Raw genomic sequence first — 24,137 nt, 5'->3', positions numbered from 1 at the left:
CCGGGCTCAGGCAAGCCAGCGGTCTCGGGCACCCGTCGATCCTGCAGCTCAACCGCCATGCTGGTGCCCGCTGTCCTGACAAGCCATGGCCCCGCTGCCGGCTCCGGAGCCCTACGAGCTGCTGGAGACCATCGAAGCCCTGGATGCGCGCAAGGTCCGTTTCGAGCGCAACCGCATCCGGTTGCCCATGGGAGTGGAGGGCAGCTTCGGGATCATTCGTCATCCCGGGGCATCACTGGCGGTCCCGATCACCGACGGAGGCCAGGTGGTGGTGCTGCGGCAGTATCGCTTCGCCGTTCAGGCCAGGTTGCTGGAGTTTCCGGCCGGCACGCTTGAGGAGGGGGAAGATCCTCTGGAGTCGATGAAGCGGGAACTTGGTGAGGAGGCCGGCTACAGCGCTGCACGCTGGGATGCTCTCGGTCCGATGCTGCCCTGCCCGGGTTACTCCGATGAGGTGATCCACTGTTTCCTGGCCAGGGAGCTCACAGCGCTTGAGAACCCCCCTGCCGGTGACGACGATGAAGATCTGGAGGTTCTGCACATGAGTGTTGCCGAACTCGATGCTCGTCTCGGTTCCGGTGAGGAGTGGCTCGATGGCAAGAGTGTCACCGCCTGGTATCGGGCCAAGCAGTTGCTCGGTTTCTGAATTCATAACGACACATGAGTACCCCACGCACGCTGTTCTGGCACCGCCGCGATCTGCGCCTGTCGGACAACTCCGGTCTTCAGGCTGCCGCGGCACTGGGTCCTGCTGTGACCGGTGTTTATGTGTTCGATCCGGCTCTGATCACACCTCCGCCCCAGCTGCCGCCGATGGCGCCCGCTCGGTTGTGGTTCCTGGTGGAGAGCCTGGTCGAACTGCAGCAGCGCTGGCGTCAGGCCGGGAGTCGCCTTCTGCTGCTGGCCGGTGATCCGGTGCTGCTGTTACCCCGGCTTGCGGCTCTTCTTGATGCACCCACCGTGGTGTGGAGTCGTGATGTGGAGCCCTATGCCCGTGAGCGTGATCGTCAGGTGGCCAAGGCTCTGCAGAACGATGGTCGCAAGCTGCTGGTCGACTGGGACCAGCTGCTGGTGGCGCCGGAGTCACTCAGAACCGGAGGAGGGGACCCATATCGGGTGTATGGACCTTTCCTGCGCAACTGGCGTGGTCAGGTGGAACGGCTTGCCCCCCGCATCACGGAAGCTCCGGAGGGTCTGCAGGATCTGACCGGGTCTCAGCTCCAGCAGATCAGTTCTGCTGAAGGCGATCTTGGTCGGCTCTGTTCACAGGGACAGTCCGAGCTTGAGCGTTTGCGTAGCAGCCATGGATTCGCCGGCACGGAGTTGTGCCCCTGCCGCCCCGGAGAAACCGCTGCTGCGGATCAATTGGCGAGGTTCGCTGACGGTCCCCTGCTGGGCTATGAGCCTGATCGCAATTTCCCTGGGCAGCAGGGGACCTCATCGCTGAGTGCGGCTCTCAGTGTCGGCACGGTCAGTCCGAGGCAGGCCTGGTGTTCTGCCCAGAGCGCCAAGCAGATCGTGCGCAGTGATGAACAGCAGCATGCGATCACGGTGTGGGAGCAGGAGCTGGGCTGGCGTGAGTTTTACCAGCAGGCCTTGTTCCATTTCCCGGAACTGGCGGATGGCCCTTACCGCGAGCAATGGCGACGCTTCCCCTGGGAGAACAACGAAGCGTGGTTTGAGTCCTGGAGAGAGGGCAAGACGGGAATGCCGATCATCGATGCGGCGATGCGTCAGCTCAATCAGAGCGCTTGGATGCACAACCGCTGCCGCATGATTGTGGCGTCTTTCCTGGTCAAAGACCTCATCTGCGACTGGCGTTGGGGTGAGCGGGCCTTCATGGAGCTGGAGGTGGATGGTGATCTCGCAGCCAACAATGGTGGCTGGCAATGGAGTGCCAGCAGCGGCATGGATCCCAAGCCACTGAGAATCTTCAATCCCTCAACGCAGGCATCAAAGTTCGACGCCGACGCCGACTACATCCGTCACTGGTTGCCGGAGCTGCGCCATGTGAACACCAAGGACCTGCTCAGCGGTGACATCGGTGCTCTTGAGCGACGAGGTTATCCAGAACCTCTGATCGATCACAAGAAGCAGCAGGCCCATTTCAAGGCGCTGTACGCCCGGATCCGATCCTGAGCTCAGGCCGCCACGCTGCAGGTCTGCGAATCCAGCGGTGCTTCCTGGCAGAGCAGTGAGCTCAGAACGGAGATCACCTGTTCCTGCTGCTCGCTGGAGAGCTCCGGGAAGATCGGCAGACTCAGCACTTCGCTGCAGAGCTGCTCGGTGATCGGCAGACGGGTGTCTCGATGCTGATCCGCGTAAGCCGGCTGGCAATGAATGGGTATGGGATAATAGATGATTGTGCTGACCCCGCGTTCCTGCAGGCTCTGTTTCAGCCAGTCACGGCAATGACTGCTGGGCAGCCCGAACTCGCCGGGATGATCACCGGCACTGGAGGAGATTGGAGCCGGGCAGACCGTGACACGCACAACAAACTGATTCCAGCCATGGTCATGACCCGACGATGCGTCGGGAAGCAGCAGGCCTGGCACATCCCTTAAAGCTTCGCGATAACGCCGGGCGATCTCCCGGCGGCGCTCGACCCATTGGTTGAGCCGCGGCAGTTTCACATTCAGTACTGCGGCCTGGATCGCATCGAGCCTGCTGTTGTATCCCAGATCCGTGTGCAGGTAGCGGCGGGGCATGCCATGCACGGCCAGCTCGCGCATGCGTTGAGCAAGAGAATCGTCGTGGCAGGTCACGGCGCCTGCATCACCAGCCGCTCCGAGATTTTTGGTGGGAAAAAAGCTGAAGCAGCCCGTATCGCCCCAGCTGCCGACGGGTTTGCCGTTCCAGCTGGCGCCTGTGGCCTGAGCGCAGTCTTCGATCACGCGAAGGTTGTGTTCTGCGGCGATCGCCATTAACCGCGTCATGTCAACGGGCCGCCCGAACAGATGCACTGGGATCAGGGCTTTTGTTGCAGGCGTAATCGCTGACGCGATCTGATTGAGATCGATCAGGTAAGTGAGTGGATCCACATCCACAAACACAGGCGTCGCTCCCACGGCACTGATCGCTTCGGCCGTGGCAAAGAAGCTGAAGGAGGCTGTGATCACTTCATCACCAACCCCTATGCCCAGGGCTCTCAACGCCAGGATCAGGGCATCCGTGCCGCTGTTGCAGCCCACAGAATGCGCCGTGCCGACCTTTGCAGCGAAGGCTGTTTCAAACGTTTTGATTTCGGTGCCACCGATGTACTGCCCGCTGCGCAGCACACGCAGCGCGGCTTCATCAAGTTCAGGCCCCAGGTCGGCGAGCTGCTGACTGAGACTGAAGGGAGGCACCTGCATGGGTGGCACCTTAAGCCGGTGCCCCGAACCACGGTGGCTCTTGTCCGGGATGCCACTTGATGTTGCAGCCGACAGATGGTCTCTGTTCTCCGCTGACAGGCTGCCCGTTCAGGACCGCATCCAGTGCCATGCGCAGATCGCGACCATCCAGTGGCTGATCGTTCCCTGGGCGGCTGCCGTCGAGCTGACCGCGATAACGCAGGCTCTGGAGGCCCGCTTCATTGGGGCTGAACAGGTAGAACTCAGGTGTGCAGGCACCTTTCAGAGCTTTGGCCAGGCTTTGCTGTTCATCGAGGAGATAGGGAAAACGCCATTGCCGCTGCTCTGCCTGATGGCGCAGCCCTTCCGGGCCATCCTGCGGATGGGTGATGAGGCTGTTGCTGGAGATGGCCAGCAGAGTCACTTCTGGGCTGTAGTGCTCAGCAAGCCTGCTCAGCTCGGGCTCCACATGCTTCACAAATGGGCAGTGTGCACAGATCAGCATCAGCAGCAGCGGTTGTGGAGGCAGCTCGCTGTCGCTGAGTGTTGCTGCGGCAACGCCATTCCTCAAGCCTCCGCTCACCACGGGCAACCGGAACGCGGGCAGCGCTTCGCCAAGGGGCAGCATGGTCGAGGGAGTGACAGCCATGGCGAACGAGCAACAGATGGTGCATCGCTCTTCATCCTGGTTCAGACTCGGTTCCTGGCGCAGAGAATGTGTGCTCAGGCTTGCCAAGGCAGCTCGGATCTCCTGCATCACTGTTGTTCTGGCTCTTGCGTCCTGCTTGGGTGCCCAGCAGCGCGCCAGTTGGAAGGTGTTCCCACTTCAGCGGCGGACGCCCCATGACGGCCTTGCGGTTGTGAGTCAGCCCGATGGCTTCGGTCTTCACCTCTTTCTCGAAACCAATTCCGACGACCCAGCGGTCTGCACACCACGCTGGTTTCCCGACGCTGCCCGTCTTTTCAACGGCAACGGCACAGCACCTTTCAGTGCAGGGCTTGCACCACGTGAGGAATTCTTCGCTGCCGTGCGCAGGGGCGATGTGCGACGGGCGCTGCAAAAGGAGTTGAAGGCTCTCTGCCAGCAGCGTGCTCCTGAGGCCCGCTGGCAGTGGACTCCCCCTCCCACCGAAGCATCAGAGCTGACGCCTGTCCGGCTACCGGCCTATGAGGAGCGGGATCTGCTGATCGACCCCAAAGAGGAAAAGCAACGTGAGAAGAACCTCCTCGGAGACGATCAGAAGCCTTCCCAGACCACGGGTTCAGCGTCTCGCCAGTAGCGACTGAAGCGCCCGAGCCGAGGGGGGCGCGGCATGTCAACAAACTGTTCGGGTGCAAGCAAGTCCAGCTGGCAGTGCTGTTCGATGGACTCAGCGATGCGTTCCAGGCGTGGATCGACGGGCAGGCTGCTCACCACTCCATCGGCTTGATGACGCTCAACGAAGGCGATCACTTCCCTGGCGACATCACCCTTGCGCAGGGTGACGGGCAGATCCAGGGCGCTTTCGTAGAGGAATCCGAGACGTTTACGACTGATGCAGGCTTCCCGGATCCACCGGGTGTCAAAGACAAAGATGGCCGGACGATCCGGCTGTTCAAGCAGCGCCGGATTGCGGGAACCGAGAGCTTCCTCATGCACCCAGATGATTGGTCGTTGCAGAGTCATGGTTCAGCGCTTCGGTCGGGCCATGGCCGCTTGACCGCTTCGCTTCGGATTCTGTCGTCCTCCTGAGCGTTGCTGGGGGTTGCGGTGGCGTCTCGCCGGAACATCGCGAATGGCGCCCTGGTTGGCAAACAACTGATCTTCGAGCTGCTCATAACTGCCCTCGAATGGACAGCAGTCGTTGCTGCTGCAGGTCCTGCAGAACTGTCCGTCGCTGAACCGCTCCAGATTGCCTTTGTTGAAGAAATAGGGCTTGTGGCTGAAACTGCTGGCCACCCACTGCCAACTCAGATGGTTGCTGGAGGGGTCTCCATCGAGAAGATGCTCCAGAAACCAGTCTGCTCCTGCTTTCCAGTGCACCTTCCGCCAATGCACCACGTAAGCCGCCATCCACATGCGGGCGTGGTTGTGCAGCCAGCCACGGGTCGTGAGCTCACTTTGAAATCCGTCCATGCAGGCCAGGCCTGTTCTCCCTGAGCGGATGTCCTCCGGGAGTTCACGTGCATAGGAGGAGGGATCGTGCCCTGTCTTGAGCTCTTCCCTGCTGTCGTGAATGCCGTCTCCGAGGTCTCGCCACATCCTCTGCCAGAAATCGCGCCAGCCCAGCTCATTGATCAGCTTGCTTCCCTCGTCCCTGCTGCGAATGCGCTGGAACACGGCATCACGCACTTCGGCGAGGCTCAAGACCCCGTGACGGATGTATGGCGACAATCCGGTGACTGCGCCTTTGAGGTGATTGCGGCTTTTGGTGTAACGACGAGGATCGATAAGGCTCAGTGTTTTCTCCGCAGCGTCCCGGCCTCCGCGCAGTGGGCTGAGCCTCCCGCCGGCTTCAGGGAACTGTTCTGCCAGCAGACGGTCGAGTTCTGATCGGTCTGAGAGATCTCTCGGCAGATCGCCAGGCTTCTCAGGCCAGGATATTGAGATGGAGCTGGGACGCGGAGGCACCGGATGATCGGCTTTGGTAAGCCATCCTGTCGATCCATCGGCTCAAACGCGACCTCCCAAAGGTCTTCGGGGCGGGGATGGTGGAGAATCCCCCAACAGTTCAGCAAACACCGGTCCGATGCTTCTCGATCTCACGGGTAAGAAGATTCTCGTCACCGGCATCGCCAACAATCGATCGATTGCCTGGGGCATCGCCCAGCAGCTCAGAGCCGCTGGAGCAGAGCTCGGCATCACCTATCTCCCTGATGAAAAAGGGCGCTTCGAAACCAAGGTCCGTGAGCTCACCGCTCCGCTGGAGCCCTCTTTGTTTCTGCCCCTGAATGTTCAGGATCCCGTTCAGATGGAAACGGTCTTCGCCGAGATCAAGCAGAAGTGGGGAGTGCTCGATGGGTTGGTGCATTGTCTAGCTTTTGCAGGCAAGGAAGAGCTGATCGGTGATTACAGCGCTACCAGCTCGGAGGGTTTTGCCCGTGCTCTGGAGATCAGCGCCTATTCGCTGGCACCTCTCTGCAGACACGCCAAGCCCTTGTTCAGTGAGAAAGCCGGGGTGGTCACGTTGACTTACCTGGGCGCTGAACGAGCCATCCCCAATTACAACGTGATGGGTGTGGCCAAGGCCGCTCTGGAGGCGTCCGTTCGTTACCTCTCCGCAGAGCTTGGACCAGACAAGCAGGTTCGTGTGAATGCCATCAGTGCAGGGCCGATCCGCACACTGGCCAGCTCGGCGATCGGTGGCATCCTCGACATGATCCACAACGTGGAGGAGAAAGCGCCGCTGCGTCGCACCGTCACCCAGACGGAAGTGGGTAACACCGCTGCATTCCTGCTCAGTGACCTGTCCAGTGGAATTTCCGGCCAAACTATCTACGTGGATGCCGGTTACTGCATCAACGGCATGTGACTCTGCGCTGAAGGCCCTTGGTCAGCGCCGCCTGTTTCGGCATGATCGGAACAGCGAGCCGCCGCCTCCGGAGCAAAAAGCATGCGTACGGGTGAGATCCATCGAGTCACCGGTGAAACCGATGTGAAGGTGTACCTGGATCTGGACGGAAGTGGCAAGTGTCAGGCCAGCACCGGCGTGCCCTTTCTGGATCACATGCTTCATCAGATCAGCAGCCATGGCCTGATCGACCTGGAGATCGATGCGGTGGGTGATACCCACATCGATGACCACCACTCCAATGAGGATGTTGGTATCGCCGTCGGGCAGGCCCTGGCACAGGCCTTAGGTGATCGCAGGGGGATTGTGCGTTTCGGTCACTTCGTCGCACCTCTGGATGAAGCGCTGGTTCAGGTTGTGCTGGATTGTTCCGGCCGGCCTCATCTCTCATACAGCCTCAGCATTCCGAACGAGAAGATCGGTCGTTACGACACCGAGCTGGTCAAGGAATTCTTCGTGGCGGTGGTCAACAACAGCGGACTCACCCTCCACATCCGTCAGCTGGACGGCACCAATTCCCATCACATCGTTGAAGCCTGTTTCAAGGCCTTCGCCAGAGCGTTGCGTATGGCGACGGAGATCGACCCGCGGCGGGCCGGTGCGGTTCCCAGCAGCAAGGGTGTGCTGGAGCAGGCAGGGGCGAACTGAGCTCCTGCCGCACGTCACACGCTTCACAGTCCGTTACGAGAAGATGGAGATCGCCGCAGTTGTTCTCCGTGACCGTCGCTCCCGCCACTGAACGCTTCAACCGGTCGGAATGGGCCAGCGCATTCCGCAATGTGGAGCAGGAGCTCACTGATGTTGCGCTTGAGCCGGCGAGGGGAACTGTGCCGCGCGAACTGTTGGGAACCCTTTATCGCAACGGCCCCGGGCTGCTGGAGCGTGACGGCCAGCGCGTTCATCATCCCTTTGATGGTGACGGCATGATCACGGCGATCGAGTTCAATGCCGAGGGAGTTTCGCTCACCAACCGTTTTGTGCGTACCGCTGGCTGGCAAGCGGAGGAGGCAGCGGGCAAGGTGCTGTATCGCGGTGTGTTCGGAAGCCAGAAACCAGGAGGTCCGCTGGCCAATGCCTTTGATCTGAGGTTGAAAAACATTGCCAACACCGGTGTTGTGCAGCTTGGTGACCAGCTGCTGGCGCTCTGGGAAGCGGCTGAACCCCATGCGCTCGATCCTCGAACCCTTGAGACCCATGGCATCAGTCTTTTGGGTGGTGTTTTGAAGAAAGGTGAGGCCTTCAGTGCTCACCCCCGCTTCGATCCCGGTCATCACGATCGGCCGCGCATGGTCACCTTCGGAGTCAACACCGGCCCGCGCAGCACGATCCGCTTGATGGAATTCGCCACTGTTGATGATCCCGCCGCTGGGATCAAGGCGGGAGATCTTCTGAGCGATCGGCGTGACAGCTTCAACGGCTTCGCCTTCCTGCACGATTTCGCCATCACACCCAACTGGGCGGTGTTCCTTCAGAACGCGATCGACTTCAACCCTCTGCCTTTTGTGCTCGGAAGGAAAGGGGCGGCCCAGTGCCTGCAGTCCAAGCAGGATGGTCAGGCCAAATTCTGGCTGATCCCACGCGACAGTGGTGCCCATGCAGGTGAGCCCCCGCGGATTGTTGACGCCCCCGAGGGCTTTGTGTTTCACCACCTCAACGCCTGGGAGCAGGAGGGTGATGTGGTAGTTGAGAGCATCTACTACAGCGATTTCCCCTCGATCGGCCCTGATGTTGATTTCGCTGCCGTCGATTTCGATCTGATTCCAGAGGGATTGCTCGAGCAGTGCCGCATCAACCTGGAGAGCGCCAACGTGCAGACCACGCGGCTTAGTGAGCGCTGCTGTGAATTCGCGATGGTGAACCCCGACAAGGAAGGTCTGCCCTGTCGTTTCGCCTGGATGGCGGCTGCAGCGCGTGAGCAGGGCAATGATCCGCTTCAGGTGGTCAAGAAGCTCGACCTGGTCAGTGGTGAACGTCGGATCTGGAGCGCCGTGCCCCATGGTTTTGTGAGTGAGCCCCTGATGGTTCCCAGGCCCGGCGCAAGCGCGGAAGATGATGGCTGGGTGCTGGAACTGGTGTGGAACGGTGATCGGGAAGGGTCCGATCTTGTGATCCTTGACGCGGCTGATCTTCGCGAGCTGGCGGTGTTCGAGCTGCCCTTGGCCATTCCCCATGGCCTGCACGGCTGCTGGGTTGATGCCCGCTGAACCAGTCGGATTTGGTGGTGTCTGAAGTGGTGCTGGTCATGGTTCTGAAAGGCTCTGAGGCGGCGCCTGACTTAGACAGCGATTCAAGGTCTGTCTGCTCTCAGGTTTGTGATCATTGCTGCACTGAAACCACCAGGCATGTCGTTGTTCGCAGCATTGGTGCTGTTGCAGTCGGCTGCTTTGTTCCCTCGCGCGGTTAAAGCTGAGATTCAGGGCCCTGTGTGTCGAGGCACTCTTCTGCAGCTGAATCTGCGCGAGAGCGCTGAAAGTCGCACGGATCGTTTCCGTTTCAACCTGAGGCTCGAGGCGGAAGCGGCGACAACCTCAGCTGCCTTGGAACAACTCAGCAGCCGTCAGGGCAGGCTGCGCGAAGCGTTGGAACCCCTGGTCATCGGACGACTTGTGAGTCCTGCTCCAACGACCCATGCCATGGCCAAGTCTTCGCAACCCAAGGGCTATCGAGCTTCAACAACCATTGCCGGCATCGTTGGCCGCAGCAACTACGACATCCTGATCGAGCGTGCAGGCCGTGTTCCTGGTGTGCGTCTGCAGGGGATGACCTCCCTGCCGTCACCAGAGGGGCAGGACCGTCTGCAGGACCGAATGCTTGAACGAGCCCTTGAGCGAGGTCGCAGGCAGGCCGAGCGGACTGCGGCCGCCCTGGGATTGACCCGCACGGCCTTGCTGCGCATCGACCAGCGCAGCCATTCCCATCGACGGCAGGCTCCGATGGCGGCCAGCACGGCAGCGCGGTTCAGGCCGGAGGAAGCGCCGCTGCCAACGGCCAGCCTTAGTCTTTCGCTGGATTACTGCCTCAACTGAGGCAGTCCCCCACACTGACTTCAGCGGCTGGCTGAGAGTCATGCAGGGGAGACGCAGCGATCGACTGCTCTGGGTCACGAGCCTTCTGTTCGTGATCTGGCTGGTGTGGGTGGAGACCAGTTTTCAGTACTTTGAACGTGATCTGGGATCGGATCTGCGTCTGCATCCGGCTGGGGTGGCGTTGGTGGCTGGCAGTTTTCTGTTGCCATACGGCCTGGTCCAGATCCCTGTCGGGCGCATGATTGACAGGGGCAGGGTTGAGATCTGGCTGCTGCTGGCTGCCCTGGCAGCGGCATGCTGCAGTTTGGTGTTCGCCAGCAGTGACAGCCTGCAGGGCCTGCTGTTGTCTCGCATCGGCACCGGAATGGCCTGTGCAGTGGCATTTCCCGCATCCGCGTTGCTGGCACGCCGCAGCCTCCCAGCCGATCGCTTCGCCCTGGCCATGGGATTCACTGATGGTCTGCTGGGAATCGGTGCCGCGCTGGCGGCTGCGGTGCCCCTGCTTCTGGGGCGCTCCGGCTGGCGTGATCTGGTGTTGCTTCAGGGTCTGTCACTGGCTCTGATGGTGGCGTTGCCCATGCTTCTGCTCGGGGCTGGCCGACGTGAGCAGGCCGTGCTCGCAGCTGTAGAGCACGACGTTCGTGTCCAGCGCTGGACCAGGGCTGGTGTGAACCGCCTGATTCAGTGCTGCCTGCTTTACGCGTGGGGGCTTGGATTTGTATTCGGGATGGCCCAGTACGGCCTGCTCTCCAGCCTGAGGGGCTGGTCCAGTCCATTGATGGAAGGTCTCACCCTGACCATGTCGATCGGACTGGTGGTGGGGATGATTGGCAGCGGAGTACTCGGCGGCCGCCCTCAGCACCGTGGTGGTCTGCTGCTGGCGGGAGCCGTCATCACGCTGTTGTCGTTGTTGTTGTTGATCACGCCATCTCTGCCGCGCGGGGTTCTCATGCTTCCGGCATTCAGCTTTGGTGCCGGCATCGGCACGTCCGTGCTGGCCTTCCCGATCGCCGAGGCGGCGGCCCCTTCTGGGCAGACGGCGATGACGGTGTCGATCGTCAACACCTCCGGCACGGTGATGGGCGGATTAATGACAATCGTCTCCGGGTTGATCCTGCAGGCCTCTCCCCGGGGAGATCTGTCACTGGTGTTGCTGATCTATGGCGCGCTGGCGTTGTTTGGCGTCGCGATGGCTGGCTGGATCAGTTGCAATCCTGAGCCGGTTGCCGCAGGCGCCACTCCTTCCAGGCCAGCCGCGGTGCAGTCCAGAGACTCAGCAGCACCAGAGGAGTGACCGGTACGGCGGTGATCACAATGAAGGCCTGCAGAGCGTTGATGGAGGTGTTGTCGCCCAGGCTGGTGCCGATGCGCAGTAACACCAGGGTGAGACTGCCGATCATCAGCGCCCAGAACAGGCGAAGCAGGGTGGGGGGTGTGCGCTGGGCACTCACCACCATGGCTGCGGCGTAACTCATTGAGTCGGCACTGGTGGCCATGAACAGCACCACCAACACCAGGCCAACCGGAATCAACAGCCACGAAAGGGGGAGTTGGCCAAGAATCGCCAGCAGCGCTGCCGATTCCCCGCTGGCTGTCAGCGGACCGCTAATCGAGCCAGGGTTGGCCAGTTCCAGCTGCATGCCGGAACCGCCAAGCAACGTGAACCAGATGTTGGTCACGATCGGGCAGAGGATGGCCACCGCCAGCACCAGTTCGCGCAGCGTGCGGCCGCGGCTCACCCCTGCCGTGAACAGACCCATCAGGGGTGCATAGCCGAGGAACCAGCCCCAATAGAACACGGTCCAGCCGTTCACCCAGTTGCCTGGGCTGCTGTTGGGTGCAAGGGCCATCCGCGGCAGGTTGGTGATGTAGAGCCCGAATGCACTGATGAAGTGTTGAATCAGCCAGAGGCCTGGACCCAGCAGCAGCAACGCGGCGGCAAGCCCGAGGGTCAACCAGACGTTGAGCTCAGAGAGCCACTTGATGCCCCGCTGGATTCCACTCACGGTGGAGGTGGCGAACACCGCAGTGAGCAGCACCACCACCAGGGACTGAAGCCCGGCGCTGTCTGAGAAACCAGGCAGCATTCCAGCCGCATTGCTGAGTTGAAGTGAGAGGAAGCCAAGAGGACCAACCGTTCCTGCGATCGCCGCCACAACCGACAAACCATCCGCAAGGTCTCCCAGTGGACCCTCAACCCAGCGGCTGGGAAGAATTCCCACCAGCAAGGTGCGTGGCCTGAGTGGTTCACCTCGTTGCTCCTGGATCGAGAGGGTGATCGTCACCGTTGTTGCTACCAGTGCCCAGGCCAGGAATCCCCAGTGCAGGAAGCTCACGGCCAGGGAGGGATCGACCGCTGTGGCGGTTGATCCCTCCACCCCGGCGAAGTAGGGCGCTGGACTGCGGAAGTGGAACAGGGGTTCAGCGGCAGACCAGAACACCCCACCGCCGGCCAGCAGCGTGCAGATCAGCACGGCGCACCAGTCGAAAAATTTCAGGCTCGGCTTGGCATCAGCTCCTCCCAGTCGCAGTTTCCCGATCGGACTCACCGCCAGCACCACGGCAATCACGAACAGCAGCAGCACCATCCACTGCCAGAGTCCGCCCAGAGCATTGCTGACGATTGCTTTGCCGGAGCTGGTGAATTGTTTCGCCAGATTGAGATCGATGGCAGCGACCACAAGAAAAACCAGCAGCGGTCCAGCGCCGATCAACAACGGTCTTCGTTGCCACCACTGGCCGGTTTCAGGCGCGCCGTCCTGGGGTGTTGATGGTTCTGGCAAGGAAATGTTCGGGGAGAGGGTCTTCAGGCGCTGACGGCTTCGCGTTGGTGACTCCAGCAGGAAAGATCCACGGCAGGGTCTTCACCGCTGGCGAGTCGAGCCAGTGAGTCGCCGATCAGGGGAGCGAATTTGAAGGCCTGGCCTGAGCCGCCTGCAAACAGGCTCAATTTGGGGCTCAGACGGTCCAGCACGAAATTGACGTCGCCGGCCATCGAGTAGGGGCTGATCACCGTTTCCACTCGTTCCTGAACCCCCTCGACTTTGTTGAACAGGAACGTGTCGAGCAGTTCGACCAATCGTGTCGGTGGTTCCGTCACCATGGCATTGGGTTCAGCGACGCGCAGTTCCTTGGGAGCCCAGTCGATTCCAGCCTTGATACGCGGCCGGCCGTCGTCGGTGTGGCTCAGCACCGGGAAGCCGTAATAGAGGCCGCCGTCATCGCCACGTTCCCGCTGGAAGCAGAACCATTGCGGATAACGATCCGCCAACTCGGGGTCCACGGTGTAGTGAGCCCAGAGCATCGGCCATACCTCGAGTTTCGGGGCAAGGCCCAATGGAGCCAGCAGCAGCTGGCTCCAGATGCCGCAGGCCACGACAAGCTGATCAGCGTCGATGTGATGTCCGCTGTCAAGCGTGACGCCGCCACCGTCGGCATCCAGGTTCGCCACCTGGCAGTGCTCGACCAGTTGATGGCCGGCGTTTCGGGCCGTTCGGATCCAGTGGGCAACGACCTTGTCACTGCGCACCGCACCGGCGGTGGGCTCGAACAGCCCGGTGAAATCACTCTGCGGTTTCAGAGGAAAACGGCTTGAGATCTGATCGGCATCCAGTGCCTCATAGGGGATGCCCTGGTCGTCCATGACCTTGCGTGCCCCTGGGATCGACCCCTCGATCGTTTCCTCATCCCAGCTTTCGCCGTAAAACAGCAACCCATGGGTTTCGCGCAGCTGCTCTCCTGCGTGAATCTCCTCCTCACGCCAGAGCCTGTTGGCCTCCTGAGCCAGCCGACAGAGCACGGGATCGGAATACATCTCCCGGAACATCCGGGTTTCTCCGAAACTGCTGGCCCTGGCATGCGCCAGGGTTTTGGCCTCGAGCAGGATCACATCGGTGATGCCACGTCTGGCCAGGGATGCTGCACAGCTGAGACCGGCCATGCCGCCCCCCACAATCACCACCGCGGCTCTGGAGGGAAGAGAGGTCGAGTTCATGCCACATCTCCAAAGCTGAGGCCGATCGGATCGGTCTCCCGTTCGGCGGTCACCTCCACAAGAGCCGCTCCCACTGAGAGGCCCTGATCGCGCTGATTGAGGAAGTCAGTCGCGCGCTGGCGCACCTCGCTGCGCACAAAGGCATAGACATCCTCAGCTCCTGCACCCTTCCAGGCATCGGGTGAAAAACGCTCGATCGAGTCAGCGATGACGGCCCCGGCATTGACCAATGGATCCGGCAGCACACGGGTTCCGCCACGACGAAGGTCGTCGGCCAGCTGTGAATTCTGGAACGGAGCATTGGCTGCTGGGACCACTGATTTGACCCTCAGTGCTGAAGCGATTTCAGCGGTGATCAGACCGGAGATCGAGCAGGGCAGCAGCAGATCGAGCTTCAGCTCCCACCAGGGACAGTCCTGGGGCAAGGGAGTGGCACCAGGGAAACCTGCACGTTCGGGACTGAGATCCACAGTGAACACCGTCCACCCGTGCTGAACCAGGGCTCGGGCCACGGTGCCGCCGACGGCGCCACATCCATGCACCAGCGCACGGCCGGGTTTCGCCTCAGCAAGGGTTGACTCCAGCACGGCTTCGACAGCGCCGAGGGTTCCATGAGCTGTTGCAGCACTGGCATCCACAGGACTGCCGACGGCTGCCAGCACGTGTGGAGTGAGCTTTGTGAGGCGCTCCATGTCCTCAAGGCTCGTATTGAGATCGCAGCCTGTGATCATGGCTCCGTCAAGCGACTCAAGAAGCTCGGCAGTGATGCTGATCAGTTCATCCTTCACTGCTTCCGGTTCAGCGGCGCGCGCCACGATCTTGCCGCCGGCGAAACCGGTTCCGTAAAGGTCATGCTTGTGCGTCATCAACCCTGCGAGTCGCTGTCCGTCAGCAATGCAGGCCTCATCATTCGGGTAGTTGAGCAGACGCAGGCCGCCATTGGCCGGTCGGCGTGAATCCGTGTTCTCGGCCACCACAAAAACCGACAGGTGATCGGAGATATGTTCAGCGAGCACCGAGACATCCGGGCTGGGTCGTGTTGTCGTAGTCATCAGGCCACTTTCTCCATCATTTGGTGGTGCTCCACGTAATCCAGGCTCCACTCGGAGGGGGCTTCGGCGATGCGCTTTTCCAGGCGGTTGTACACCTCATCCGCAGCCGCATCCCCAGCAGCGCTGGCGAAGCTGTGACGGCTCCAGCTGCGGATCGTGGCCATGAGTCCGGATGCGAAGGCCGCTGTGTCACCGTTCTCCTCCCAGCGGCGTCGGTAGGGGCACTTGACGTACACCGTGCGCTCATTCACAAGGCGCAGTCCATTGCGGTATGGCGCAGAACTCTGATCCTTCAGCGGCGCCATGAACTCATCGGGAGATTTGTAGAAGTTCAGCACCGTTCCCTTGCGGTACTGCTCATCGGAAATCACACCTTCGTCGGCCAGGCCCTTCCAGATCTGGTGCAGCTGATCGTGCACATTGCGTGTTTCGCCGCCGTTGTGACCGAGATAACGCCCTTCGTTGTCACGGGACAGATTCACAGTCAGCAGCCTGCCACCCACTTTCAGTTCCTTGCTGCGAAGTTCAAGGATGTAGGTCCAGTCCTTGAGAGCCTGAGCCGTGAAGCGTTGCAGAGCCTCGGCATCGCCGGATGCCAGCACATGCGTGTGGGTGTTCAGGGGACCGGGCGACTCGCTGAGCCAGTGCATGGCTGTGGCTGAAAAGCCGAAGCTCACCGTGTTGGGGCCAACGGACGGCTCATAGAAGCTGCGCGCGCTCACAAGCACTGTGGGCCTGGGAGCACGGGGAATCTGCAGTGCCAGATTCTCTGCCAGGGCAACGTTGTCGTTGCTGGGGAGATCGTTGCCGATCAGGGTCAGGTGGGCCTGTGGCTGGTTGGCATGCAGGCGATCCAGCACCTTGTGCCACAGACCGACAGCGGTGCCGCCATCGGCTGCTCCGTAATCGATCAGGACATGGCTGTCAGCGGCAGCCAGTTGGTCAACACAAGTCAAGGCCCAGTCCGAGGCGGCTTCGATGCAAAGCAGAGCGCCTTCAGTCTGTGCGCTGTAACCGGTGGTCATGGCGATGGCCATCGACCTCGTCAGCGACAGATCACACCGTACAGGACCTGTTTGTCAGCACCTCGTCACAATCAGTGCATTCGCGGGTCTCACTGCTGAGACAGCAGTTGTTGCAGGCGTGGCTCCAGCAATGTGAAAGCGCGACCGCGATGACCGTGGGATTTTTTCTCCTGAAGAGACATTTCGGCAAAGGTTTTCAGCGTGCCTTCCACTTCAAAAATCGGGTCATACCCGAAGCCCTGATCTCCCCGTGGTGATCGGGTGATCCATCCCTTGCACTGGCCCTCCACCTCGAGCAGCACGGTGCCGTCCGGTGCCGCCACACAAAGCGCAGCGCAGAAACGGGCCCTGCGATCGTCCTCGAACTCGAGTGCCTTCAACAGTCGGGCAATGCGTTCCGGATCGCTCGGGGCGTAGCGGGCGGAGTGAACACCTGGAGCTCCGTCCAGAGCATCCACGCTCAGGCCGGAGTCGTCGGCGAGTGCCCACTCTCCAGTATCTGCCGCAACGGCAAGCGCTTTGATTCGGGCGTTGGCGCTGAACGTGCTGCCGGTTTCCTCAACCTCCAGTCCATCGGGCTGGGCTTTCACCGTGAGCGCAAGTTCATTCAGAAGCCCTTCGAACTCCCGCACCTTGCCAGGGTTGCTGCTGGCAATCACCAGTGTCTGGTTGGTCATGCTCAGGCGCTCTCGGCAAAGCCGCGGGCCCAGGCGAGCACGGCCGCTACACGATCTTTGTCGGGTGCTTCGCAGTACAACCGCAGCAAGGGTTCGGTTCCGGAAAAGCGCAACATCAACCAGTGACTGGGGCCAAGCCTCAGCTTCACACCGTCTGTCGTGATCACCTCATAAACGGTCTGTCCTGCCACTTCCTCCGGAGGCTGGGTTGCCAGAAGATGCTCCAGGCGCCGGCGTGACTCCATATCGGCAAGGCGCAGATCAAGCCGGTCGTAATGACTCGTGCCTCCGCATCGCCCACGCAGAGCATCCATGCGTGCACCCAGCGGCATGCCGCCCTGAACGAGTGCCTCTAGCACGAGCATGGCTGCGAACAATGCGTCGCGTTCAGGCAGGTGCATCCCGAAGCCGACGCCTCCAGACTCCTCACCGCCGATCAGCACTTCACCCGTCAGCATCTCGGCTGCGATGTATTTGAAGCCAACGGGAAGTTCCAGCACCTCACGTCCCAGGTCTTCGGCCACGAGGCGCATCAGGTCGGAACCACTGACGGTCTTGACCACGCTTCCAGGCAGCTGCCTTGCTCCGGCCAGGTGATCGATCAGCAGAGGCATCAGTTGCTGAGTGCTGCAAAAACAACCGTGTTCATCCACCGCTGCAATCCGGTCGCCGTCACCGTCGAAGACAAGGCCAACGGCCGGCTGCCCATTGCGACTCGAGGCCTGAACCGCGGCAATCAGATCGTGCAGGTGTGAGGCGAGCGGTTCCGGGGAACACCCTCCGAACAGAGGATCACGCTGGCTGCGGATCTCGGACACGAGGTCCGCAGCATCGGAGCCAAGCAGATCAGAGACACAGCCTGCCGCTGAGCCATGCATCGGGTCCACGATCACCCGCAGACCCATCGCCCTCAGCCCGGAGGTGATGGCACTCAGATTCAGCTTGGTTCGCAGACCTTCAAGATGTTCGCTGCGTGCATCGAAGCGTTGCAGCTCACCCGTCATCGGCACGCTCACGCCGCCCGCGGCCAGTCGCTGCTCCACCGCAGCTGTAAAAGTCCCGTCCACCGACCCGCCGAACGGCCCCTTGATCTTCAGACCCAGCCACTCCGGAGGGTTGTGACTGGCGGTGATCACGAGGGCTCCAAGCGCCTGGCGCTGCACCACTGTCCAGCTGCATGCCGGCGTGGGAACGGGTGTGCTTGTGAGCAGTGGTTCCAAACCGACTCCGCGGACTGAGGAGGCGATCGCTTCAGCCAGCTCCGGTGCCAGAAACCGGCGGTCGTAGCCGATCACCACTGTTGTGCTGTTGAGCTGTTCAGGTGCCTGATGGGCAAGTTCCTGTGCTGCTGCCGCGGCCACCGGCAGCAGTCGCTCCACAGTGATGTCCACCCCAAGGATCCCCCTCCATCCATCGGTGCCAAAACGGATCGGAGCTGCGCTCAGAGGGAGGGGGGCCGACGCCATGGCATGCCTGTAGTCCTTCTGGATTTAGCAGTCTGCCGCCTTAACCTCGGGATATGGGTGACACCCCTTCCGCTGACAAGCCGCTCACAGACCGACTGCTGCGCAGCTGGACGCGCTGTCGCCGCAGGGCATGGCTTGATCGCCATGGTGATCAGGGCAAGAGGATCTACACCGCCCATCGCACTCTGCAGCTGGACGATCAGCAGCGCAGTTTCGTCGCGCTGCTGCCGCACAAACCTGGACACGGGCTCGCCGCCTGTGAGCGTGGGGAAGCCGGAGTGGTGGGATTGAGGCTGCGCGGACGAACTGAAGAAGGTCAAAGCATTGAGGCGCATCCCGCCCTGCTGCAGCGTCAGCCCGGTCGCAGTCGCTGGGGCGATTACCTCTACCGACCTGTGCTGGCCAGACAGGGACGACGACTCACGAGGGAGCACCGACTGCAGCTGGCGTTGTCAGCTCGTCTGCTCGCAGGAGTGCAGCAGGCACCGGTGACCGATGGTCTGGCTCTGTCCGGAGCTGGCCGCTACCTCGAGAAGGACAAGGTGTCTCTGGGGGAGAACCTGCAGCGCCAGCTGGATGAGGCATTGCGCAGGCTGGCGATTGATCTTGAAAGAACTGATCCGCCTCCGCTCGCGTCTGACCGGCGTAAATGTTCGCTTTGCAGCTGGCGTGGTGTCTGCAACGCCGAGGCCCGTCGTGTTGGGCATCTCAGTGAGGTCAGTGGCATCGGTGCCAAGCGCCGGGAGATGCTGCTCGAGCTGGGAATCGATGGCCTGAATGCACTTGCGGATGCTGATCCGGAACGTCTGGCAGAGCAGCTGCAGCAATTTGGAGATCAGCATGGTGCGGTGGCGGCTCCACTTGTGGCCCAGGCCCGGGCTCAGCGCAATGGGCAGGCGGAGGCTCTGACCGACTCCGCTGCACTGCCGGAATTGATCAATGCCCCGGGAGTTCTGCTTTACGACATTGAATCAGATCCTGATGCCCGTGATGACTTTCTGCACGGGTTTGTCTGTTTGCCTCGGGACTCCGACGGCCGCTGGGATCCCCAGCGGGCCACCTATCACCCTCTGCTGATGTTGCAGGAACAGGGAGAAGCCCGTTGCTGGAAGCGAATCAAGCGATTTCTGAAGCGTTATGAGGGCTGGCCCGTTCTGCATTACGGCGAAACAGAGTCACTGGCCCTCCGCAAGATGGCAAAACGTCAGGGCGTCAGTGATGTGGAGCGGCATGCTCTGCGCTGTCGTCTGGTGGATGTGCATGCCCGGGTGCGCAGTCACTGGCGACTTCCTCTCAACAGTTACGGGTTGAAGACCGTGGCCGATTGGCTTGGATTCGGCTGGAGTCAGGCTGGTGTGGATGGTGCGCGGGCTCTGCTCTGGTGGAGGCAGTGGCGTGGCACCGGCCCGCGGGACCGTGGGCATGATCAGGCTTTGCGCTGGATCTTTGCCTACAACCGTGATGACGGCCTGGCTACCTGGACCGTGGCTGCATGGATGCTGGCGGAAGACAACCGCTCTCAGGCGCGCGTGGGTGGGTCGCAGAAGGCACTGGGGCGCCAGATGGAGACCTCCACTCCGCTGTTCCCCGCCTGCAATGTTTCAGCGTCGAGTGCCTGACGTCTGACCAGTGCGAGTCCGAAACTCTTCCCCGTTGCGTTGTCTGTGGACACGCTGGTGATGATCCCTGCGCGTGAGTCGTCGAGACTCAGTTGATCACCACTTTTCAGGCCGTTGCCCTCGTTGGAAGTGTTTTCCCAGCAGCGCAGCTGCTGTTTCAAGCCACCACGGGAGGCCAGCTTGGCCACGGTTTCCTGGCCGAGGTAACAGCCCTTGTTCAGTTCGACCCAATTCGCCAGACCCAGTTCGAAGGGATTGGTGTCACCCGTGAGTTCCTGCTCTCTAAGGGGCCAGCCGTGGCTGTTGCGCCAACGGTCCAGCTCTGAGGCATTGCAGGGCGAGAGGCCTGCCCAGGATCCGGAGGGCTCGCTGTCTTCATTCAGCCAGATCACCTGGTTCGGGTCGGGTGCCTTGCCAGCCTGAAGACGTTGCATCCGGCGCTGCCGGCGTTGTTCTGCGAGCCGAACCTGATCAGCAGGAAAAATCACCCGATCAAACCCGCTTGCAACCTGTTCGATCGTTCCGTTGAGCACGAGCACATCTGCGCCGGCTGAATCCAGGCGAATTTCAAGCAGAGCCTGCACGCGGCCTGTGGCATTGAGCCAACAGCTCTGGATCAGCTCGCCGTTGGCGCACCCATTCACCCTGGCGCTTGTCTGTCCATGTAGGAAGCTGCTGGCTCCACTGCCCTCAAGACGGATGAGAGGAAACTGCCAATCCCAGAGCAGCTCTGTCGATTTGTGACTGTCTGTCATCACTGATCCAGCTCCCTGGCCCGGGCCGCCACCTCGTTCAGTCGAAACAGGCTGACCAATTCCAGGCCTGCTTCATCCATGGCTTCGCGGCCACCTTGCTCTCGATCCACAATCGTGATCACGCGTTGAACGGTGTAACCGGCTTTTTTGAGCTGGTTGACTGCCTGGATGGAGGATCCACCGGTCGAAACGACGTCCTCCAGCACCGTCACCAGTGCACCGGCCTCAGGCAGCGGGCCCTCCAGCCAGGCACCGGTGCCATGGCCTTTGGCCTGTTTGCGCACAATCAGCGCATTCAGATCACGCCCCTGCTGTGCTGCCGCCATGGCCACCCCACTGACCAGCGGATCTGCTCCAAGCGTGAGCCCGCCGACGGCCGAAGCCTCCTTTTCCACCATGGCCAGCATGGCTGGGCCCAGCAGCGCCAGACCACTGCCACTGAGGGCCACCGGTTTGCAGTTCACGTAGTGCTCGCTGGTGAGACCCGACGCCAGGGTGAACTGCCCGGTCCTGTAGGCCTCCCTGGCCAGTCGGTCCAGCAGGACCTGACGATCCCTGGAGGAGTCTGAATGAACAGGCATGGGGGCTGGTGCTTCACGGATCTTCTGCCTAGTTTGCGCGCAGTGGTGCCTTTTCCCTTGGACGGGTTTCGATTCAGAACCCTGCTGCTGGCTCTTTCATTGAGTTCGTTTCAGGCCGCTGCAGTGGCTCGACCCGTGGTCTGCTCCACAACGTTGGAGGCTCCGGCAGTACTGCTCTCCGACACTGTCAAGTCAGCAGAACCGGTTGAGGTGACCCGTTGCAGTCCGGTGCAGACCACCGAAGCCTTGATGGAAGAGCGTTTTTACAGCTGGACTGCTCCCTACGCCAGCGGTGTGGTTCTCCTGCATCAGGTCACGGATCTGCTGGGGATAGCCGTTGCTGGTCCGCAGGGAAATCGCTTCATGGGATTCGGTTTTCCTGATCAGACGATCATCTGGGACGGAACAGCTGTTGAGAACACCTACTCAATGCTGCTTGAGGATCAAAGTGATCCGATTCCATGGCGCACGGTTGACATCCCAAACGGCTTCAGTGGCAGCCTTGCCGAGGATGTTACGTCTACTGGTCCTGTCGAACCTCAGCACGTAGAAGTCTTTTCGCCGGTGCGTGCTCTGTGGTAAATCCACGGTGCCAGGGGGTCTAGCAATCTGGTGAATGCAGCGAACTCATAATTCGCCTAAGGCGGGTTCGATCCCCGCGACCCCCATTGTTCTGTTCCAATGCGCACCCTGCTGCTGATCGCACTGCTGGTTCTTCCGGCTCTGTTTTCAGCTGCTGAGGTGGCGCTTCTGCGGCTGAGACCCAGTCAGGTTCAGGCACTCAGTGAGGAGGGCCGTCCGGGTGCGCAGTCGGTGCAGCGACTGCAGCGGCATCTGCGCATGGCGTTGCTGATGACACAGTTCGGAGCCTCTCTGTCGCTCGTGGCACTGGGCTGGATTGGTCGTGGCTTTGGTCAGCGTTGGTGGCCTCTGGAGATGCCTGCAGGTCGCTGGTGGGATCTCGCCTGGTTCCTGCTGCTGGTTGTGATGGCCACCCTGATTGCCGGGCTGCTGCCACGTGCCTGGGTGCTCAGCCGTCCCGAGTTCGCTGCCCTGCAGCTTGGTCCTGTGCTTGAGGGGGCGATCCGGGTGCTGAGTCCCCTTCTCTCGGGCCTCGACAGCCTGGCTTCGTTGTTGCTGCGGTTGGCAGGGGTGACCCAGCGCTGGTATGCGCCGGTTCCCGCTCTCACGGCCGGCGAGCTGGAGACCTTGATCGAGAGTGGCGCTGTGACCGGTCTGAGACCCGACGAACGCAACATTCTCGAGGGTGTGTTCGCTCTGCGCGACACCCAGGTGCGTGAGGTGATGGTGCCGCGATCCGGAATGGTCACCCTTCCTGTGGAAGTCCGGTTCGCTGAGTTGATGGAAGCTGTTCACCGTACCCGCCATGCCCGTTTTCCCGTCATTGGTCAGTCGCTGGATGATGTGCGGGGAGTGCTTGATCTGCGCCGTCTCGCCGAGCCCATCGCGCGGGGAGAGCTGCGCGAGGACTCCTGGCTTGAGCCTTACCTGATGCCGGCGCAGACAGTGCTGGAGACCAGTAATCTCGCCGACCTGCTGGCCATCATTCGCTCAGGGAACCCCCTGTTGTTGGTGGTCGATGAACATGGTGGAACGGAGGGTCTCGTCACCGCAGCAGACCTCACTGGAGAGATCGTTGGCGACGAGCCTGGCGATGAAACGGATGAGCCGGATCTGGTGCCCATGGAGGATCAGCCGGGAACATGGCTCGTAGCCGGTAATCTGGAGATTGTCGAGCTGAATCGTCAGCTGCAGCTGGATCTGCCGGAAGCCAGCGACCATCACACCCTGGCCGGATTTCTGCTGGAACGGCTCCAGCACATCCCTTCGCCCGGGGAGGCATTGCGCCACCTCAACATCCAGTTCGAGATCGTCGCCATGGCCGGTCCACGCATTGTGCGGGTGCTTCTGGTTCAGATCGAAAAGCCTGATTCGCCGATCGATCCCGAAAATCCGGAACAGGGATCGGTGTAATTCGCTCACCATCGCACTGATCACCGATAATCAGCCGGTTCGTGCAGTCCCACTGATGACCGACGCCATGGTTCCGGTGAAGGTCGGCGTGATCGGGATCGGCAACATGGGCTGGCATCACGCGCGCGTGCTCAGTCTTCTCAAGGATGCTGATCTGGTCGGCGTTGCGGACCCGGATGCTCAGCGCGGGGCACTGGCCACGGAGCAGTTCGGCTGTCGCTGGTTTTCCGATTACCGCGCCATGCTCAACGAGGTCGAGGCGGTCTGCATCGCAGTGCCGACTTTGCTTCATCACTCCGTCGGGCTGGCTTGTCTTGAGGCTGGTTCACACGTTCTGATCGAGAAGCCGATCGCCGCAAGCCAGGAGGAGGCCGCGGCCCTGATTGATGTCGCCAACCGAGCGGGCCGGTTGCTTCAGGTTGGTCATATCGAGCGTTTCAACCCTGCGTTCCGCGAGCTCACCAAGGTGGTGGCCAATGAAGAGGTGGTGGTCCTTGAAGCCCGTCGTCACAGTCCACACGCCGATCGGGCCAACGATGTGTCAGTGGTGCTTGATCTGATGATTCACGATCTGGATCTGGTGCTCGAGCTGGCCAGTTCCTCAGTGGTGCAACTTGCGGCGGCGGGCGGTCGCAGCGCGGCGGGTCCGATCGATTACGTCAACGCCACACTCGGTTTTGAAAACGGTGTGGTGGCCAGTCTCACGGCCAGCAAGATGAGTCACCGCAAAATCCGGACGCTCAGTGCGCATTGCCGGGCCAGCCTTGTTGAAACCGACTTTCTCAATCACAACCTGCACATTCATCGCCGGGCCCACGAGTGGTACTCCGCGGATCATGGAGAGCTGCTATACCGCAACGATGGCTTCATTGAGGAGGTGAGCACCACCTCGATCGAGCCCCTCTATGCCGAGCTCGAACATTTCTTGCAGTGCGTGAGAGGTCGCGAGACACCTGCCGTGGATGGTCAGCAGGCGTCGAGAGCCCTGCGGCTCGCTGATCTGATCGAGCAGGCCGTTGACCAGCCTGGAGTTGGAGTCCCGATCGAGTCGCCCATCTGAGCCG

24 protein-coding genes and 1 tRNA gene are annotated in these 24,137 nt (G+C 61.3%); 13 read left to right on the top strand and 12 right to left on the bottom strand.

What is annotated here, in order from left to right; all coding sequences use genetic code 11:
- Positions 1 to 85 precede the first annotated feature (85 nt).
- On the top strand, positions 86 to 646 hold the full coding sequence (locus tag SIB83_RS05900; RefSeq protein WP_413747045.1) for an NUDIX hydrolase: 561 nt from the start codon (positions 86 to 88) through the stop codon (positions 644 to 646).
- 14 nt (positions 647 to 660) lie between these two features.
- The gene (locus SIB83_RS05895; protein WP_413747044.1) at positions 661 to 2,139 is read left to right on the top strand and encodes an FAD-binding domain-containing protein; all 1,479 of its coding nucleotides are present in this window, start codon (positions 661 to 663) and stop codon (positions 2,137 to 2,139) included.
- Between the two features lie 2 nt (positions 2,140 to 2,141).
- Here the strand turns inward: SIB83_RS05895 and SIB83_RS05890 are convergent, their stop codons facing one another.
- The gene (locus SIB83_RS05890) at positions 2,142 to 3,353 is read right to left on the bottom strand and encodes a DegT/DnrJ/EryC1/StrS family aminotransferase (RefSeq protein WP_413747043.1); all 1,212 of its coding nucleotides are present in this window, start codon (positions 3,351 to 3,353) and stop codon (positions 2,142 to 2,144) included.
- Positions 3,354 to 3,363: 10 nt separating this feature from the next.
- Positions 3,364 to 3,981, bottom strand: a complete 618-nt coding sequence (locus SIB83_RS05885) for a thioredoxin family protein (RefSeq protein WP_413747042.1) — start codon at positions 3,979 to 3,981, stop codon at positions 3,364 to 3,366.
- On the opposite strand from SIB83_RS05885, the gene SIB83_RS05880 reads away from it, so the two are divergent.
- Complete coding sequence (locus tag SIB83_RS05880; protein WP_413404146.1) at positions 3,980 to 4,612, top strand: hypothetical protein; 633 nt, start codon at positions 3,980 to 3,982, stop codon at positions 4,610 to 4,612. The two genes, SIB83_RS05885 and SIB83_RS05880, sit on opposite strands and share 2 nt — an antisense overlap.
- Here SIB83_RS05880 and SIB83_RS05875 read toward each other — a convergent pair.
- Both SIB83_RS05875 and SIB83_RS05870 read right to left on the bottom strand, forming a co-directional pair.
- Positions 4,570 to 4,998 carry a hypothetical protein gene (locus SIB83_RS05875; protein WP_413747041.1) on the bottom strand — a complete coding sequence of 143 codons (429 nt, stop codon included), beginning with the start codon at positions 4,996 to 4,998 and terminating at the stop codon, positions 4,570 to 4,572. The two genes, SIB83_RS05880 and SIB83_RS05875, sit on opposite strands and share 43 nt — an antisense overlap.
- 3 nt (positions 4,999 to 5,001) lie before the next feature.
- The gene (locus SIB83_RS05870) at positions 5,002 to 5,943 is read right to left on the bottom strand and encodes an FAD-binding domain-containing protein (protein WP_413747040.1); all 942 of its coding nucleotides are present in this window, start codon (positions 5,941 to 5,943) and stop codon (positions 5,002 to 5,004) included.
- Positions 5,944 to 6,061: 118 nt separating this feature from the next.
- Here SIB83_RS05870 and fabI point away from each other — a divergent pair, with 118 nt between their 5' ends.
- The 5 genes from fabI to SIB83_RS05845 all read left to right on the top strand — a co-directional run bounded on the left by fabI (position 6,062) and on the right by SIB83_RS05845 (position 11,203).
- Positions 6,062 to 6,844 carry an enoyl-ACP reductase FabI gene (fabI, locus tag SIB83_RS05865; protein WP_413747039.1) on the top strand — a complete coding sequence of 261 codons (783 nt, stop codon included), beginning with the start codon at positions 6,062 to 6,064 and terminating at the stop codon, positions 6,842 to 6,844.
- 81 nt (positions 6,845 to 6,925) lie between these two features.
- On the top strand, positions 6,926 to 7,531 hold the full coding sequence (gene hisB, locus SIB83_RS05860; RefSeq protein WP_413747038.1) for an imidazoleglycerol-phosphate dehydratase HisB: 606 nt from the start codon (positions 6,926 to 6,928) through the stop codon (positions 7,529 to 7,531).
- A 68-nt stretch (positions 7,532 to 7,599) separates the two neighbouring features.
- The gene (locus SIB83_RS05855; protein WP_413747037.1) at positions 7,600 to 9,087 is read left to right on the top strand and encodes a carotenoid oxygenase family protein; all 1,488 of its coding nucleotides are present in this window, start codon (positions 7,600 to 7,602) and stop codon (positions 9,085 to 9,087) included.
- Positions 9,088 to 9,225: 138 nt separating this feature from the next.
- A complete protein-coding gene (locus SIB83_RS05850) occupies positions 9,226 to 9,909 on the top strand; it encodes an SIMPL domain-containing protein (RefSeq protein ID WP_413747036.1) in 684 nt (227 codons plus the stop codon).
- 40 nt (positions 9,910 to 9,949) lie between these two features.
- Positions 9,950 to 11,203, top strand: coding sequence for an MFS transporter (locus tag SIB83_RS05845; protein WP_413747035.1), 1,254 nt, complete (start codon positions 9,950 to 9,952; stop codon positions 11,201 to 11,203).
- On the opposite strand, the gene SIB83_RS05840 is transcribed toward SIB83_RS05845, so the two are convergent.
- The 6 genes from SIB83_RS05840 to SIB83_RS05815 form a co-directional block, all read right to left on the bottom strand.
- Positions 11,112 to 12,620, bottom strand: coding sequence for a BCCT family transporter (locus tag SIB83_RS05840; protein ID WP_413747299.1), 1,509 nt, complete (start codon positions 12,618 to 12,620; stop codon positions 11,112 to 11,114). The genes SIB83_RS05845 and SIB83_RS05840 overlap by 92 nt on opposite strands.
- Positions 12,621 to 12,715: 95 nt before the next feature.
- Entirely contained in the window at positions 12,716 to 13,903 is a 1,188-nt protein-coding gene (locus SIB83_RS05835) for an FAD-dependent oxidoreductase (protein ID WP_413747034.1), read from the bottom strand.
- Positions 13,900 to 14,955 (bottom strand): Glu/Leu/Phe/Val dehydrogenase dimerization domain-containing protein, encoded by a 1,056-nt coding sequence (locus tag SIB83_RS05830; protein WP_413747033.1) that lies wholly within the window; start codon positions 14,953 to 14,955, stop codon positions 13,900 to 13,902. Before SIB83_RS05830 ends, SIB83_RS05835 begins: the two co-directional genes overlap by 4 nt.
- On the bottom strand, positions 14,955 to 15,992 hold the full coding sequence (locus SIB83_RS05825) for an SAM-dependent methyltransferase (protein ID WP_413747032.1): 1,038 nt from the start codon (positions 15,990 to 15,992) through the stop codon (positions 14,955 to 14,957). The genes SIB83_RS05830 and SIB83_RS05825 overlap by 1 nt, the downstream gene beginning before the upstream one ends.
- A 77-nt stretch (positions 15,993 to 16,069) precedes the next feature.
- Entirely contained in the window at positions 16,070 to 16,657 is a 588-nt protein-coding gene (gene rdgB, locus SIB83_RS05820; RefSeq protein WP_413747031.1) for an RdgB/HAM1 family non-canonical purine NTP pyrophosphatase, read from the bottom strand.
- Between the two features lie 2 nt (positions 16,658 to 16,659).
- A complete protein-coding gene (locus SIB83_RS05815) occupies positions 16,660 to 18,123 on the bottom strand; it encodes a phosphoglucomutase/phosphomannomutase family protein (protein ID WP_413747030.1) in 1,464 nt (487 codons plus the stop codon).
- Positions 18,124 to 18,176: 53 nt separating this feature from the next.
- Between SIB83_RS05815 and SIB83_RS05810 the strand changes: the two genes are divergently transcribed.
- Positions 18,177 to 19,742, top strand: a complete 1,566-nt coding sequence (locus SIB83_RS05810; RefSeq protein WP_413747029.1) for a TM0106 family RecB-like putative nuclease — start codon at positions 18,177 to 18,179, stop codon at positions 19,740 to 19,742.
- On the opposite strand, the gene SIB83_RS05805 is transcribed toward SIB83_RS05810, so the two are convergent.
- Both SIB83_RS05805 and pyrE read right to left on the bottom strand, forming a co-directional pair.
- A complete protein-coding gene (locus SIB83_RS05805; protein WP_413747028.1) occupies positions 19,643 to 20,497 on the bottom strand; it encodes a YgfZ/GcvT domain-containing protein in 855 nt (284 codons plus the stop codon). The genes SIB83_RS05810 and SIB83_RS05805 overlap by 100 nt on opposite strands.
- A complete protein-coding gene (gene pyrE / locus SIB83_RS05800) occupies positions 20,497 to 21,078 on the bottom strand; it encodes an orotate phosphoribosyltransferase (RefSeq protein WP_413404117.1) in 582 nt (193 codons plus the stop codon). Before pyrE ends, SIB83_RS05805 begins: the two co-directional genes overlap by 1 nt.
- Here pyrE and SIB83_RS05795 point away from each other — a divergent pair.
- The 4 genes from SIB83_RS05795 to SIB83_RS05780 all read left to right on the top strand — a co-directional run bounded on the left by SIB83_RS05795 (position 21,067) and on the right by SIB83_RS05780 (position 24,133).
- Positions 21,067 to 21,660 (top strand): occludin/ELL family protein, encoded by a 594-nt coding sequence (locus tag SIB83_RS05795; RefSeq protein ID WP_413747027.1) that lies wholly within the window; start codon positions 21,067 to 21,069, stop codon positions 21,658 to 21,660. The genes pyrE and SIB83_RS05795 overlap by 12 nt on opposite strands.
- A gap of 13 nt (positions 21,661 to 21,673) precedes the next feature.
- Positions 21,674 to 21,746: transfer RNA gene (locus SIB83_RS05790), tRNA-Ile, on the top strand.
- 13 nt (positions 21,747 to 21,759) lie between these two features.
- Positions 21,760 to 23,073 (top strand): hemolysin family protein, encoded by a 1,314-nt coding sequence (locus tag SIB83_RS05785; protein ID WP_413747026.1) that lies wholly within the window; start codon positions 21,760 to 21,762, stop codon positions 23,071 to 23,073.
- A gap of 55 nt (positions 23,074 to 23,128) precedes the next feature.
- A complete protein-coding gene (locus tag SIB83_RS05780; protein ID WP_413404111.1) occupies positions 23,129 to 24,133 on the top strand; it encodes a Gfo/Idh/MocA family oxidoreductase in 1,005 nt (334 codons plus the stop codon).
- Positions 24,134 to 24,137 lie beyond the last annotated feature (4 nt).

The sequence above is a fragment of the Synechococcus sp. MIT S9507 genome (assembly GCF_047304715.1).
In the GTDB taxonomy this organism is placed as follows: domain Bacteria; phylum Cyanobacteriota; class Cyanobacteriia; order PCC-6307; family Cyanobiaceae; genus Synechococcus_C.
Note: the sequence above shows the minus strand (reverse complement) of the source record. Positions and strands in the feature narration are given on the sequence as shown.